We start from the raw sequence: 14,930 nt of genomic DNA, 5'->3' as shown, positions 1-14,930 counted from the left end.
AACGTCTTACTATGTCAGATACTGTTGCTCCATCCATCACGGCGCCGAGCGAGGCGCCGTTTGTTGCCCCATATGCTGCCCCCATCAATGCCTTTGATGAAGCATTTGAAGACAACCGCCAGACTCGTTTGCCTTGGCAAGCGGTGATGTCGGCCGTGCAGCAATTAGGGTCTGAAGGGATGCAAGACCGCCATCTTCGCGCGCAACGCATTTTGCGCGATGATGGCGCTACCTATAATTTAAAAAGCGATCCTCTGTCACCCAATGTTTGGTCATTGGATATCATTCCGCAGGTGATGGCCGAAGGCGAATGGCGTATCTTAGAAGCGTCACTGAAACAACGGGCTAAGCTGTTTGATCTGATTTACAAAGATTTGTATGGCGAGCAACGTTTATTGAAAGAAGGGATCTTACCTTCTGAAATCGTTTTTTCTCACCCAGGTTTTTTACGCCACTGCCATAACATGCATAGCGCCAGTGAGACGATGCTGACCTTCCATGCGGTGGATTTGGTGCGCGACAAATCAGGGCGTTTTATAGCCACCGGTGATCGCACTCAAGCACCAAGCGGTGCTGGCTATGCAATGGAAAACCGCACCGTGGTTTCACGTGTACTGCCAAGTTTGTTCCGTGATAGCCAAACCATGCGCCTATCAGGTTTCTTCCAAACCGTGCGTGAGACCATTAGCCGCTTGGCTCATCACTTAACCGAATCGCCACGTATTGTTGTATTAACACCGGGCGCTTACAGCTCTACTTACTTTGAACAAGCATTTTTAGCCAACCATTTAGGCTACCCGCTCGTTCAAGGGGGCGACTTAACTGTCCGTAATGGCAAAGTTTGGATGAAGTCTCTAAGCGGCCTATCTCGGGTAGACGTCATTTTGCGCCGAGTCGAAGACGCTTTTTGTGACCAAGCAGAACTGCGTTCCGATTCAATGCTAGGTGTGCCTGGCTTATTAGAAGTCGCGCGACAAGGTAATGTAGTGGTCACCAATCCATTAGGCTCCGGCCTACTTGAGACGCCAGCTTTATTAGCCTTTTTACCTAAGATCAGCCACTTCCTAATGGGAGAAGAGTTATCACTGCCCTCTGTAGACAGCTACTGGTGTGGGGACAGCGAGCACCTTGACTATGTACTGGCCAATATTCGTAATCTGATTATTAAGCCTGCTATTCGCAACCTCCAAAGTAAGAGCATTTACGGCCACCAGCTAAACGATAAAGAGCTACAAGACGCAGTCAATAAAATCAAAGCAAATCCTGTTGCTTATGTTGCGCAGGCGTATATCCCTAGCTCCCTCACCCCAATTTGGGACAATGGCAAAATATGCGCACGCCCGAGCATTTTGCGCACCTTTAGTGTCGCCAATGAAGACAGTTTCTGTGTCATGCCCGGTGGTTTAGTCCGAGTAGCGGATTCTACTGACCATACTATCGTCAGCAAGAAGTTATCAGGCTCACGCAGTAAAGATCTATGGGTTCTGAGCGACAGTGCTGAGATGGATATTGATATCCCGCTCGATAATCTCCCTAGCAGCCAAGCGCAAGCGGCCAGCTTGCCCAGCCGTGTTGTCGAAAACCTGTTCTGGTTTGGTCGTTACGCTGAACGTGCCGAGATGAGCCTGCGTTTGATGCGTACCATTTTTAAGCAGCTTAACGGTATTGATCACTTCCCCACGGAAAGTCGTGAAGTCTTGCTGGGAGCTATTTCAGAAATCACTGGATCGCTACCAGGCTTTCAAGAACAGCCCGAATTGATCGAAAATCCAAACGATGAGCTGGCCGCTTTGGTAGTCAACAGTCAACGTATGGGCTCAATCAAATCCAACCTGCAACAAATGTTGGCCTGCGCTGAGCAAGTGAAAGAAATGTTGTCGGCTGACACACGCATCATATTAAACGAACTGCGCGATCACATTCACAGTGTGGATCGCGCTTACGTGAATGGCTTGCCTTCACTACCAGAGGAATCCCTCGACGGTTTGGTGACCTCACTGCTGGCCATTTCAGGCTTGAATCATGAAAGTATGCTACGCGGCATGGACTGGATGTTCCAAGAAATTGGTCGTCGTACCGAACGTGCGCTACTGACCGCTAACCTATTGAAGCACACCTTGAGCCGACCGCTGCCAAGCTTGCAACAACAGCAAGTATTAGAGTCCGTATTGTTGAGTGTGGAAGCGTTGATCTCGTTTCGTCGCCGCTACCGTACTCGCGCTCGGGTCTCTTACGGTCTGGATCTATTGATGATTGATCGTACTAATCCACGCTCTCTGATTTATCAGATTGAGCAACTGCGTAAGTACCTCGAAGAATTACCTCAAACGGGGCAACCCTCTTTAGGGCTTTCTCCAGATAAGCGCTTAATCATTAAATCGCTCAATGATATTCAATTGGCTGATTTGGAAGGCTTATCACAAATTGATCAGACGACACAAACACGCCATGACCTAACCGAGTTGATGACTCAGGTGATTGAACAATTAGAGCAGCTAACCACTTTAATTAGTGATAAGTACTTCGATCATACGGCAGGGCCACAACAGCTGATCAAAGCTAAATGGAAAAATAACGTATGAGATACAGGGTTCGGCATTTAACGGAATACCTATACGGTGCCCCAGTAACGTTGTGTTACAACATGGCACACCTTCTGCCACGAGACACGCCATACCAGCGCTGTCTCAGTCGTCGCATTTTGGTAACACCGACGCCGGTGTATCAAACTGAAGGAGAGGATTATTACGGCAACCCGACGTTTTATTTTTCGGTGCAAGAGCCCCATAAAAAACTCGCCATCGATGTGGAATGCTACTTTGAGATCGAACAGAACGACCTCTCTAGTCAGCTTACGCTTCACGGCCTAACCTGTGCTGAACTGCGTCAGATGCTGAGCCAAGCCGATACACCTGAGCTGCGCATGGTAAAAGAATATACCCTGGACTCCATGCATATTCGCCGCACAGAAGCGCTGGCAGAATACGCTCGCAGCTGCTTTGCCGACGACACCCCAGTACTGCAAGCCAGCATGGATTTTACCCATAAGATCTTTGAAGAGTTCACCTTTGACCCAACGGCCACCAGCGTTAGTACCCCACCAGAGCAAGTTCTCAAAGAGAAGCGTGGTGTCTGTCAAGACTTTGCCCATTTAGCCATCGCCTGCATTCGCTCGCTGGGCTTCCCTGCTCGCTATATGAGTGGCTATTTGGAAACCTTACCGCCTCCTGGACAAGAAAAACTGGTGGGGGCCGATGCTTCTCATGCGTGGTTTGCTATTTTCATTCCCGACCTAGGCTGGGTAGAATTCGACCCTACTAATGATTTAATGCCGAACGAGCAACATATCGTCACCGCTTGGGGTCGTGACTACGCCGATGTCACGCCGTTGCAAGGGGTTATTTTTGACGGTGGTGACAGTCAGGCACTCAACGTTTCCGTGGATGTGCAGCGCGTGTAAGCGCTCACATCCAATTCCGATTTGGTAACATAATGACCTTTGCAAATCTTGGCCTATCAGTGGCCATTACCGACATCCTGAATGAATTAGGCTATCAAAAGCCGACCCCCATCCAGAATCAAGCGATTCCCCTAATTTTATCCGCCAAAGATGTACTGGCAGCCGCGCAAACCGGTACCGGTAAAACTGCCGCCTTTACTCTGCCTATTTTGGAACGTCTAAAAGAAGGCGAACGAGCCGAAGCCAATCAAGTACGCGCACTGATTCTCGCGCCGACGCGCGAGCTGGCCAACCAAATCGGTGAAAGTGTGCGCAGCTATAGCCGTGGACTCGGCCTACGTAGTCAAACAATCTTTGGTGGCGTTAAAGTCTTTCCACAAATTAACGGCCTGCAGCGTGGAGCCGATATTCTGGTAGCGACCCCAGGACGCCTGATTGATCTCGTTAAGCAAGACGCCGTCAAATTTGACGCTTTGCAATTTCTAGTTCTTGATGAAGCAGACCGAATGCTCGACCTAGGGTTTGAAGAAGCCCTCAACGAGCTACTCACACTGCTGCCTAAAAACCGCCAGAGCATGATGTTTTCCGCCACCTATTCTGATGCTGTGAAAACCTTAGCCAAGCTTTGGCTAAGGGACCCGGAAGAAGTCGCGGCTAAACAAAGTAATCGCGTGGCTGCCACCGTACGCCATCAGATCTATACGGTCGATAAGGTACGTAAGCCCGAACTTCTTGCAGAGCTTTTAACCCGCCAGCACTGGACTCAAGCACTGATCTTTACTAAGACCAAACGCGGTGCCGATGAAATCACCGATATTCTGCAAGCAGAAGGTTTCTCTGTAGAAGCCATGCATGGGGATAAAAACCAATATGCTCGTCTATCCGCATTAAGGGCATTTAAAGCAGGTGAATTAGCGTACCTCGTAGCCACTGATGTGGCCGCTCGCGGTTTGGATATTGAAGGTCTACCAGTGGTGATCAACGTCGACTTACCGCATGTGGCTGAAGATTACATTCATCGCATCGGTCGAACCGGACGTGCGGGCCTTGAAGGACGCGCCGTATCCTTAGTGTGTGCCGATGAAGTAGAGAACTTACGTGCTATTGAAGCACTGTTAAAACAGCGTGTGCCACGTAAAGAAATCCCAGGCTTTGAAGCCGAGCATCGTGTTCCAGATACGCACCCAAGAAGCCAAAAGAAACCTAAGAAAGCCACTGACAGCCAACCTGCTTCCAATCAAGGAAAGGGCAAGGGCAAAAAACAAGTGGAAGTGCAGAAGCCTGATGTGAGCAAGGGTCCAGGCCTTCGCAGTAACCCTTTTGCCGAGCCCCAAAAGAAGTAACTAAAACAATACAGCCGCTCAAAGAGCGGCTGTATTATGGCTATCTCAATTGTTATCTAAATTACTAGCGCAAACGATAAGAACGTACTTCAGTTAATACCTCATCAAAACGATTCTGCGTTTGTCTTGCTTCTGATTCGGTTATGTTGACCACCTCAAAAATATGACTAGATCGATCACGCACCATCTGCACATTCTGGTTTATGTCTTCAGTCACTTGTGATTGTTCTTCCGCAGCAGTCGCAACGCGCTCAATGGTCATGTTGATCTCATCCACCGACTCCAATAGTGACTCTATCATCTCGGCATTTTTGGTCACCTCTGAGGCCGTATTCGTCGCCATCGACGAACAGCTTTCCATGGAATTCAAGGCATTTTTACTTGAATGGATCAAGGACTCAATCATCGAGCGAATCTCTTCCGTCGAATCCTGAGTACGCTGGGCAAGGCTACGCACTTCGTCCGCCACTACGGCAAAACCACGCCCTTGCTCACCCGCACGAGCGGCCTCAATCGCTGCGTTCAACGCTAATAAGTTAGTTTGTTCCGCAATCGACTCGATCGTTTGTAGAATACTAGCAATCTGCTCAGTTTGGTTGGTTACTTGCTGAACGGAGTCAAAGCCACCGGTCACTTCACGGCTCAAAGTTTCAATCGAACTTTGAATCGAGTGCACACCTTTGCGACCTTCTGATGCACGCACTTGGATGGTTTCCGTAGATTTAGCGGCTTCCTGCATATCAGAGGAAATCGTATTACTGGTCAAAGACATTTCTTCAATCGCTGCCGCAATTTGATCTGTTCGCGCTAATTGATCCTGCGTTTCTCTAACGGCCTCTCGCGCTTGCAATATCAAGCTATCCATACTGCCTTTGGATTCTTCTGACTTACTTTGCAACATACTGAAAGTACTTGAGAGATTCCCTAGATGCAGGTTCAACTCATGCATCATGTGGCCTAATTCATCTTTCGATTTCACTTCAAGATTCACGGTAAAATCTTTGTTTTCACCCACAGAACTCAACGCCTGATGAACCTGAAAAACGCGCTTCGACACATTACCGGAGATTTGGCGAATCAAGAACAAGACAAATAAGGTGACGACTACAATAGCCCCGACCACTCCCCAAAAGATCGAGTTATCCCGAGCTTCATAGGCATCAGCCATACTATCGACTTGCTCACCCAGTTGATCTGATAAAGACTTTACTAAACCAATTTTACTGGTCGCTAAAGCAAACCAATTAGCAGGACCTTGCACATTTGTTAAGTCACTCAGGCTTTCAAAATTCGACAACACTTGTGCAACTGACGTCCAGTTTGCATCGTTTTTAAGGGCTTTAAGCTGATCTCTTTGCGCAGGTGTGGCCACATCAATATAGTAGTTCTCCCAAACGCTCTCGTCAGCCATGAAGAACTTGATCTCGACAAAGCGTTGAGCCGATACCGTTCCTGCACTGAAGACACCATTGAGCGCACCACGATATTGACCAATACGCTCTTTCATCCACAAAAGACTAAGACGCGCAGATAAGGTTTTACTAATATCAGGGTTGGCGACAAAGTTCAGGCCTCTTTGAATACCACGCAGTGCGGATTCATTCAGTTTGGAATAGTAGGAGAACGCCCCATTATCCGCGGCCAAAGCATCCACTTTTTGACGAACCGTTGTCTTATTACTAAATAAATTTAACGTGGGTTGAATAATCGACTGAATATCTGCCGCGCTCAACTGATGAAACTCAGCGGGGGAAATATTGCGCAAACTTTGCTCCGCCTGATCCGCTAGCTGACGCTGTTTCAACAGAGCCTCTTTACCGTTTTGCCCCTTCGAGCCGAGGAAACCAGCTGATAACCCCCGCTCCACGGCAAAATTATGAGCCACAGCATCCAGACGCTCAGTTAAATGCACTATATCGTTGGCTTTTTGGGTGTCTTCGATGCTGCTTAGCAGACTTGACCCTAATGAAAATGCTAGTACAACGACTAAGAAGAGGGGCAATAGCCCTACAATCATGATGACATGAGACACTTTGAGATTTTTAAACACCTGCGGTTCCCTCTGCTGAGAATTTCTATACCAATAGAATGGTTTAAATTTCAGGTGTAAGCAAATGTTAAGGTCTGTGAAAAAAAGAAAGTGAAGAAGTTTTGACTCAAGCAGCGCTTGAAGCATAATTTTAGTTTATGGAGGAAATCGATTCTTTACCACAATAAAAAAGCGCAGTAAGCAATAACCTACTGCGCCTTTCTATATGGTGGCCCCACCCCGACTTGAACGGGGGACCTGCCGATTATGAGTCGTGTTTATAGGGTATTCATAGCCATAGATTTATGTAGATAAACCTTTGATTTAAAACGCAATACTAATAAAAACAGTCAGTTAGCACATTGATATAAATTGATGTATATTTAAGCAATTCTAGTCCGTGGACTAGTCCGTGAGATTTTGCCCCTGCCCGATTCACCTTGCGACAGGGACACGCAACAACGCAAAGGACTAACGATGGCAATTGCTAATAAGGTCAATTTCACCGCTGGCAGGGTTAGAGACTTCACTTGCCCAGAAGGTAAGAAAGAAGCGTACCTATGGGACACTGACACAAAAGGCTTAGGCTTGCGTGCTTATGCGTCGGGTAAGAAAAGCTACATTTTCCAAGGTTGGGTAAATGGAAAGTCACAAAGGACTGTTATTGGTCCAGTAGATACCTACTCGATTGAAGAGGCACGGAAGGAAGCAACCAAGTATAAGCAGGCAGCACACAACCACCAAAGCCCGATACAGGTTAAGCAGAAGAAAAGCGCCGATGCGGCCAAGGAGCAACTAGAGATCAAACGCGCCAAAGTGACCTTGGGCGAAGTCTGGGCGGAATACATCGAAGCAAATAAAAGTGGCTGGGGTGAAAAGCACTACAACGACCATCTAAAAGCTGTTCAACCTGCGGGCATACCTTGGGCAAGGGGTAAAGGCAGAGTAACCAAGCAAGGCTGTTTATTCCCTCTAATCAAAGTCTCACTAGGCAACCTGACCGCAACCAAGATTAAAAACTGGCTAGATAAAGAGAATCAGACCCGCGCAGGCGTAGCCGCTCAAACATACCGCCTTTTATTTGCCTGCCTTAGTTGGGTATCAGAACAGAACGATTACTCAGGTCTAATTGATATTACTGCCCTGCGCACTAAAGCCGTGAAAAAGACCGTGGTTAGGCTCCAAGCCCGTGATGACGTTCTACAAAAAGAACAGCTAGAAGGCTTTTTTAAGTATGTGCGCCAAATACAAAACCCAGTGATAGCCGCATTTGTTCAAACACTCTTACTTACTGGCGCGCGCCGTGGAGAACTCGCAGGGCTTAAATGGTCTGACGTAGACTTTCAATGGAACGGCCTAACCATCCGAGACAAAAACAACAGCAAAGGCGGACTAGATGGGACCCGTGTTATTCCTCTGACCCCATACGTTGCCAACCTACTTAACCAACTGCCCCGCCGTAATGAGTGGGTATTTTCTAGCCCGACAGGTAAGACAGGCAAACTCACCGAACCACGTAAGAGCATAGACCCAGCATTTAAAGCCGCAGGTATTGAGGGGCTTACTTTGCACGGCCTACGCCGTAGCTTTTCTACTTTATCCGAATGGGTGGAGGTTCCTGCGGGTATCGTTGCGCAGATCATGGGCCACAAGCCAAGCGCCACCGCTGAAAAGCACTACAAACAACGCCCATTAGATTTATTAAGAAAATGGCACACAGCCATTGAAGCTTGGATATTAGAGCAAGCAGGCATTGTACAGCCCACACAAATGGACCAACGACTAACGATTGTTAAGGAAGCATGATGGCTAAAACAAAAATTATTGGTAAAAAACACTCCAAACGAGCCATAACTAACTACGAAGCCCATGAAATCAAAGATTGGGTAAAAACACATAATGAAAACTTTAGTACATTCGATCAAAAGCTCGAAAGAACTAAGTCTCTTTGCCTTGCAAGATTAAATGCTTTTTTATCGAGCACTCCGCTATCAACTCATATAAAACAACAGCCTAAAACACAAAAAATGCTTTCTGATGCTTTTATCATTGAAGGAATGAGCATCTGTTATTTTGATCTAGATACAACGATGCCACTTGATGATCAGAAAAAGCTTTTAGAAGAGCACCCTCAATGGATAACAACCGCAATGGCATTTCACCTTAGCGGAAAGAAGCCACTAGATGGAGTGGTTCTCTTAAAGAATCAAATAAACAGACACACGTTATCTAGCTTATTTAAACTTCAGCACGACAGTTTAGAAGCCATTGCTGGGCAAATCCTTTGGACACTTGACGGTATGTACCACAAAAATTTAACGCCTGAAGAGCGGCTACAGCAGGCTGTTGAGTTTGGACAGCTAACTAAACTATATGATGTTTATCTATACGACTCACCAAAACAAAAGGAGCGGGCAAGTAAACCAAGAAATCAGACTGCAACAAATGTAATTGCAGAACTTGTTAGGCTTCATCCAGATGACAGCTCAACGGATTTATGGGATAAATTTATTGGAGAGCTTGAGGCAACAGAAGAGCCAAACGCTAAAGGTAACCTTTCATGTAGATATTATGATGATAATGGCATAGAAAAGCATATGTCATTCGGCAGATTTAAAAACAAGGTAACCGATGCTAAAAACTAGTTAAATAGAACAACATCGCACAACAACCACGGCTATCGTGACTTTGTACAGATCATAACTATACCAACCAACGCAGAGGTATAGTTATGACAAATTCTTTTATTTCCACAGAACAACTAGCTGAAAAGCTACACATCAAGCCAAACACTGTCCGCACCAAACTATGTAAAGATGGTCACGTTTTCGGGCTTAAACCAACCAAACTACCAAACGGCCGCTTGCTTTGGTCTGTTGAGGCAGTGGAAGCACTACTAAATGGGGAGGTATCAGCATGACCGATACCTTGACTAACCTATTTCCCGAAGCCCCACTTGAGGCAATCCCAACTAGCAAAGGCAAAGCGCCCTATGTTGTTCTTAAAATGCTGGCAGACGGCCAATTACTAGAACGTGACGAGTTAACCAAGGTATTAGGCGAGACATGGCGCTGGGGACTTCAGCAACTAAGAGGTGATCGTTTCGGCTACTGGCTAATTCATTCAATCAAAAAACCAAATAGCCGATTCACTGTTTTACAACTTGATCCACGACATTTGTCAGGTGATGCAAAGCAGGACGCCGCCGCACGTTTAGAAGCCCGTAGAAAACTCAAACGCACATCTCATAAGGAAGCCGTACTAGGAGGAAACCGAGTACCGAAAGCCTATACGGAAATGCTAGAAGCCAATGCCGCCTATTTCAAAAACTTAGGTGAAGCGGCAAACGATTCAATGATGGGGGACGAATATTGAAAATAAGCAACGAAGTAATAGCGCACTTTCTAAGATCATCACTTGAAACATTGGCTTCTTTAGGCGAGATAAAAATGGACGGCAAATTTCATACATTTCTAGGCGCTAATAGCGCCACCACTGGCTATTACCGTATTTCCAATGACGGTAAGGAAAGCTCATTCACCGTTGATTACTTCCACGGCGAATTTGAAGGCGCGGCAACCTTTAGCTTTATGATTGATCATGCGGGGGTAAGCCAATGTCATTGAGTGCCTTCAAAGAGTTTGCGAATAACCGAAAAATGCCCGTTTACCCTACTTTTAATGGGAGCGGTGAACTTGAACCAGCAAAAGGCGGCGATGCTGTTTATTTTCCACAAGCCAATTGCGGAGCCATTATCCCCCGTACTGGCGACCCTATTTATTTTGGAGACGTGGCGCAAGCCGCCCCTCTGCTTAAGCAAGCAATTGAAAAAGGGCTTGATGCGGCAAACGACCCGCATTTAGAGCACACAAAAGCCCCGCTAGAACTGCCAAGCACACAGGCAATACAGCGCAAACCGATTATGTTTAAGCGCTTCAAAAAGGCCGACATAAAGCCTACGGACTGGCTAATTAAAGACTATTTAGAAACGGATAGCTTATCGGTTATCTATGGCCCACCAGCAAACGGAAAATCATTTGTGGCGCTTGATTGGGCGGCCTGTATAGCAACTGGGAAAGAGTGGCACGGGCAACGAGTACAACAGGGGGCAGTTTTTTATCTCGTTGGTGAGGGCTTCAACGGGATAGCTAGACGATTGGCGGCATGGGAACAACTTAACAAAAGAGACTTGGAGAACGCGCCACTATATGTATCGGATAGAGCCGCCATTTTAACTGATCAATTAGCAGTACAAGAAACCATGAGCGCTATACAAATGATGGTCGATGAGTCAGGCGAAACACCCGTATTATTTTTGATTGATACTTTGGCGCGTAACTTCCAAGGCAACGAGAACAGCCAAGAAGATATGGGACGTTTTATAACGCACGTAGACGCGATTAAGGCCCATTTCAATTGCTCTGTAATGATTGTTCATCATAGCGGCAAAGATGGCGACAAAGGCGCACGGGGAAGCTCTGCGCTTAAAGGTGCGGTCGATACTGAATATCAATGCTCTATTGCTGAAAGCGATAGCGGCAAAGTGACAACTGTCAAAAATACCAAAATGAAAGACTCAGACACGCCGCCGCCCCGATCATTTATTTTGGAGCCGCAAAAGCTGAGTGTGCTTGATGAGGATAGACAGCCGACTTGGAGCGCAGCACTTGTTGAAACTGACTACCAAGAGCCACAAGCCCCACAAACAAAGCGTCTTGGAGTGAACCAAGCCAGAGCCATGGAGATCCTTAGGGGCATGATTGTAGACGCCAGAGTAAAGCAGGAAAGCGAAGGGCTTACCGAGCAATTAAACGAAGTGCGCCGCGATGACTTCAAACAAAAAGTGTACTTTGAACGCTTAACCACCGACAAGAATTACAACGCTTTTGAGAGCAAGTTAGAGAACCGTGGACTAATCAAACGGCAAGGTGGGTATATCAGGCTAAACGAAGCGCCTTAGAGAATACCTTACAGATCACCTTATTTAGCCTTGTTTCTCTTAGAGAAGCCCAACCAAAAACGCCTTACCTTACCTTATTCTTTCTTAGAAAGATAAGGTATAAGGCAGAGGGAAGACCATGTTTGAAGACAACGAAATTTTTAAGACGATTGGCCTAATGCTAGGCATCATATTGAGCACGTATTTTATGATCACTTTCGTATATATGAGAGTTAGCCAAATGCCACCGCTACCGTGGGGGCTGTATTAATGACTTATCCAAAAACAGACGCACTACGCCAGAAAGTCATTGAAACCATTGCAGAGGTTCACAGTGAGAGCCGTTGGCGCTGGCCTCCAGCTTATAAGCTTGTCTGCAAACGATTAACGGAAAAAGGCATTATGACGGGCTATGGTAGGCGATTTGACCCAACTACTCTTTATGCGTTCTTGCGGCGGAGTGGCTACAGCGGACTTTGGGGCGTAGCACAGGAGTTGAAAGGGGCAGATTAGCCCCTTTTTTTATTTTCGGCTGGTGGTGAATGGTGAATGAGTGGTGAATTAAATATCAAGGTACTTTCACCAAGCTGTAAGCCTTGATATGTCTACGTTACAGCCGTTTTTGGTGAATTGATGAATGACTTTTTACATAAAATAAAAAATAGAGAGAGCAGGCGTATAGGTAGTGATTCTGTTGCGTTCTAAAGTTTTGGCGTTTTTTAATTCATCATTCACCAAATTGGCCGAAAGTCTTTATTGGCGCGGGTTGCAGGCTGATGAAAGCGGTGGTGAATATGAGTGGTGAAAGTGTCATTCACCACTTTGCCGAGTAAAACCATGCCTAATAAAACCTTGGTTTAGTGGTAAAACCGTCGCTGTCAAAAGCTAACATAAATTTTCCTAATGCCCGACTAGCAGACTTAGGCTTTACACCATAAAAAGCCGTCAATGTGTTGGATAGCTCAAAACTGAGACGTCCCCTTGCCGAAATTCGCGCCACCTAAACAAAAGGATTATGGACGCTATAAAAGGAAGCGTTGAATTTTGGACACCTTAAAGAGAAAACCATAGTTTTATGGGAGTCATTGGCGGGCCAATATCCTTTAAAAACTAGTCCGTGGGCTAGTCCGCGAAAGCAAAAACAAAAAAGGCGTAGTAGGTACTAACCTGCTACGCCTTTCTATATGGTGGCCCCACCCTGACTTGAACAGGGGACCTGCCGATTATGAGTCGGATGCTCTAACCAACTGAGCTATGGGGCCTTAAAACGGCGCCCATTATAGCCAGACAATTTCAGCTTGCCAAGAAAATAACACAAATTTCTGTCGAGAAATCAAGCAGCTAACAGGCTTACAAAAAGGCGCAGCAGCTCTTACTGTTCAGTTTTAAGCGTTACTTCATTTCAAAACCTTGTTTTATCAGGAATTCGCGCATATGTGGGCGCAGTTTGCCTGAGAACATTGGAGCCATACTTTGAGACCAATTTGAGGTTTTATTGCTTCCCGTACGCGCTTGATAATAACGCTCCATTTCTGAGTCGTATTGGTCCACTAGCACAGGGTCATGTTGATTATCGTAGTAGTCCTGTTTTAACACTGTGGCTAGCGGTAAACGCGGTTTCACTTCAGGGTCTTGGTCCGCATAACCAATACACATACCAAATACTGGGTAGACGTGTTTCGGTAGTTTTAATAGCTCGCTAATAGCCCCTGGGTTATTACGCACGCCACCAATGTAGACAATACCTAAACCTTCTGATTCGGCGGCGACGGCAAGGTTTTGTGCCACCAATGCGGTATCAATGGTCGCTACCAATAGCTGTTCAGTCATGCCCATAGTCGGCTCTATGCCGGTCCGTGCAGCGGCTTCAGTATTACGTTTCATATCGGCACAGAACACTAGGAATTCAGCCGCCTGTTCAATATAGGCCTGCTCTCCTGATAGGGATTTCAACTGTGCGCGATTACACGGATCACTGATACGGATAATGCTATAGGCTTGCACATGGTTGCTTGAAGAAGCGCCCTGTGCGGCAGCGATTAGTTTTTCCAGTAAGCCGTTTGGCAACGGCTGTTCGGTGAACTTGCGAATCGATCGATGAGATTTTAATAGCTCTAATACAGCATTCATCTTAGGCTCCTTGTCATACGCTATTTAGTAGAAGGATTATGAAGAGGTGTATCAAGCTGACCAATGCCTAACGCAAAAAATACTCAAGGAAATCTTTTTTCATTGTGTGGTCATCCAATCTTTCATTCGATACGTAACCTTTTTGTAAAAACAAGTCAGGGACTTCCTATAAACATTAAATCGACTCTCATCACTGTGGCTGCATTGCTAAGTTCCGGTTGCACTCAAATAGGTGTCCAGCTTGCTAATTTGCCGTCTCATCTCGATGCACATGAAAGACATCGAGGGATTGCCTATGGGAAACATCCGCAGCAGAAACTGGATATTTACGTACCCTCAGACAAACGAGATCGGCCTCGTCCAGTGTTAGTATTTTTCTATGGTGGACGCTGGAGCGACGGCAGCAAAGCGATGTATCCATTCGTGGCTAAGCCCTTTGTGGATCAAGGATACATTGTTGTCATTCCTGACTACCGGAAATACCCAGAAGTGATTTTTCCCGCGTTTGTAGAAGATGGCGCTCTGGCCGTAGCTTGGACACTAGATAACATTGCAAGCTATTTTGGAGATCCAAATCAGTTAGTGATTATGGGGCATTCCGCGGGGGCTCATATCGGCGCTTTGTTGAGTGCTGACGAACGCTATCTCGCGCAACACGGACACTCTACGGAACAGATCAAAGCCTTTGCAGGGCTATCAGGTCCTTATGATTTCATTCCCGAAGAGGAAGACTTAAAAGATATTTTCGGTCCACCTGAGCGCTACCCGCAAATGACAGTCACTACTTTTATAGAGGGTCATGAGCCGCCAATGTTATTGCTTTGGGGAGCACAAGATAACTTAGTAGGCCAACGTAATATCAGTCTTTTGTTCGAAAAAATTCAGCAACAAGGAGGGCAAGTAGAGACCATAATTTATCCCAGTATGGGACATGTGGAAATGGTTTCAAACCTGATTTGGTTTATTCCAGATAAAGCACCTGTAACACGCGATATAACGGATTTTTTTGCTCGACAACTTTAGAGGATA

13 protein-coding genes and 1 tRNA gene are annotated in these 14,930 nt (G+C 46.3%); 11 read left to right on the top strand and 3 right to left on the bottom strand.

From position 1 onward, the window contains the following. The first annotated feature begins 11 nt into the window (after positions 1 to 11). Genes ASC49_RS14520 through ASC49_RS14510 form a run of 3 tightly spaced genes read left to right on the top strand, consistent with a single transcriptional unit; the run spans position 12 to position 4,803 of the window. The gene (locus ASC49_RS14520; protein ID WP_055463967.1) at positions 12 to 2,582 is read left to right on the top strand and encodes a circularly permuted type 2 ATP-grasp protein; all 2,571 of its coding nucleotides are present in this window, start codon (positions 12 to 14) and stop codon (positions 2,580 to 2,582) included. Further along, positions 2,579 to 3,460, top strand: coding sequence for a transglutaminase family protein (locus ASC49_RS14515; protein WP_055463966.1), 882 nt, complete (start codon positions 2,579 to 2,581; stop codon positions 3,458 to 3,460). Before ASC49_RS14520 ends, ASC49_RS14515 begins: the two co-directional genes overlap by 4 nt. Positions 3,461 to 3,492: 32 nt before the next feature. Then, positions 3,493 to 4,803, top strand: coding sequence for a DEAD/DEAH box helicase (locus ASC49_RS14510; protein WP_055463965.1), 1,311 nt, complete (start codon positions 3,493 to 3,495; stop codon positions 4,801 to 4,803). Between the two features lie 64 nt (positions 4,804 to 4,867). On the opposite strand, the gene ASC49_RS14505 is transcribed toward ASC49_RS14510, so the two are convergent. Continuing rightward, on the bottom strand, positions 4,868 to 6,853 hold the full coding sequence (locus ASC49_RS14505; RefSeq protein ID WP_055463964.1) for a methyl-accepting chemotaxis protein: 1,986 nt from the start codon (positions 6,851 to 6,853) through the stop codon (positions 4,868 to 4,870). Between the two features lie 456 nt (positions 6,854 to 7,309). Here ASC49_RS14505 and ASC49_RS14500 point away from each other — a divergent pair, with 456 nt between their 5' ends. The 7 genes from ASC49_RS14500 to ASC49_RS14475 all read left to right on the top strand — a co-directional run bounded on the left by ASC49_RS14500 (position 7,310) and on the right by ASC49_RS14475 (position 12,284). After that, a complete protein-coding gene (locus ASC49_RS14500) occupies positions 7,310 to 8,638 on the top strand; it encodes a tyrosine-type recombinase/integrase (RefSeq protein WP_072242127.1) in 1,329 nt (442 codons plus the stop codon). Continuing rightward, a complete protein-coding gene (locus ASC49_RS14495) occupies positions 8,638 to 9,477 on the top strand; it encodes a hypothetical protein (RefSeq protein ID WP_055463963.1) in 840 nt (279 codons plus the stop codon). Before ASC49_RS14500 ends, ASC49_RS14495 begins: the two co-directional genes overlap by 1 nt. Before the next feature lie 86 nt (positions 9,478 to 9,563). Next, complete coding sequence (locus ASC49_RS14490; protein WP_055463962.1) at positions 9,564 to 9,752, top strand: helix-turn-helix domain-containing protein; 189 nt, start codon at positions 9,564 to 9,566, stop codon at positions 9,750 to 9,752. Beyond that, positions 9,749 to 10,207 carry a hypothetical protein gene (locus ASC49_RS14485; RefSeq protein ID WP_055463961.1) on the top strand — a complete coding sequence of 153 codons (459 nt, stop codon included), beginning with the start codon at positions 9,749 to 9,751 and terminating at the stop codon, positions 10,205 to 10,207. The genes ASC49_RS14490 and ASC49_RS14485 overlap by 4 nt, the downstream gene beginning before the upstream one ends. 74 nt (positions 10,208 to 10,281) lie before the next feature. Beyond that, entirely contained in the window at positions 10,282 to 10,458 is a 177-nt protein-coding gene (locus ASC49_RS19910; RefSeq protein WP_162265217.1) for a hypothetical protein, read from the top strand. Continuing rightward, positions 10,449 to 11,792, top strand: coding sequence for an AAA family ATPase (locus ASC49_RS14480; protein ID WP_055463960.1), 1,344 nt, complete (start codon positions 10,449 to 10,451; stop codon positions 11,790 to 11,792). Before ASC49_RS19910 ends, ASC49_RS14480 begins: the two co-directional genes overlap by 10 nt. A 249-nt stretch (positions 11,793 to 12,041) precedes the next feature. Beyond that, entirely contained in the window at positions 12,042 to 12,284 is a 243-nt protein-coding gene (locus tag ASC49_RS14475; protein WP_055463959.1) for a hypothetical protein, read from the top strand. A gap of 672 nt (positions 12,285 to 12,956) precedes the next feature. Here the strand turns inward: ASC49_RS14475 and ASC49_RS14470 are convergent. Continuing rightward, positions 12,957 to 13,033 (bottom strand) — tRNA-Ile (locus ASC49_RS14470). A gap of 130 nt (positions 13,034 to 13,163) precedes the next feature. After that, a complete protein-coding gene (nfsA, locus tag ASC49_RS14465) occupies positions 13,164 to 13,901 on the bottom strand; it encodes an oxygen-insensitive NADPH nitroreductase (protein WP_055463958.1) in 738 nt (245 codons plus the stop codon). Between the two features lie 63 nt (positions 13,902 to 13,964). On the opposite strand from nfsA, the gene ASC49_RS14460 reads away from it, so the two are divergent. After that, positions 13,965 to 14,924, top strand: coding sequence for an alpha/beta hydrolase (locus ASC49_RS14460; RefSeq protein ID WP_245624731.1), 960 nt, complete (start codon positions 13,965 to 13,967; stop codon positions 14,922 to 14,924). Positions 14,925 to 14,930: the final 6 nt, after the last annotated feature.

The sequence above is a fragment of the Marinomonas fungiae genome (genome assembly GCF_001418205.1).
Taxonomy (GTDB): Bacteria; Pseudomonadota; Gammaproteobacteria; order Pseudomonadales; family Marinomonadaceae; genus Marinomonas; species Marinomonas fungiae.
This window is presented reverse-complemented; position numbering and strand designations above follow the sequence as displayed.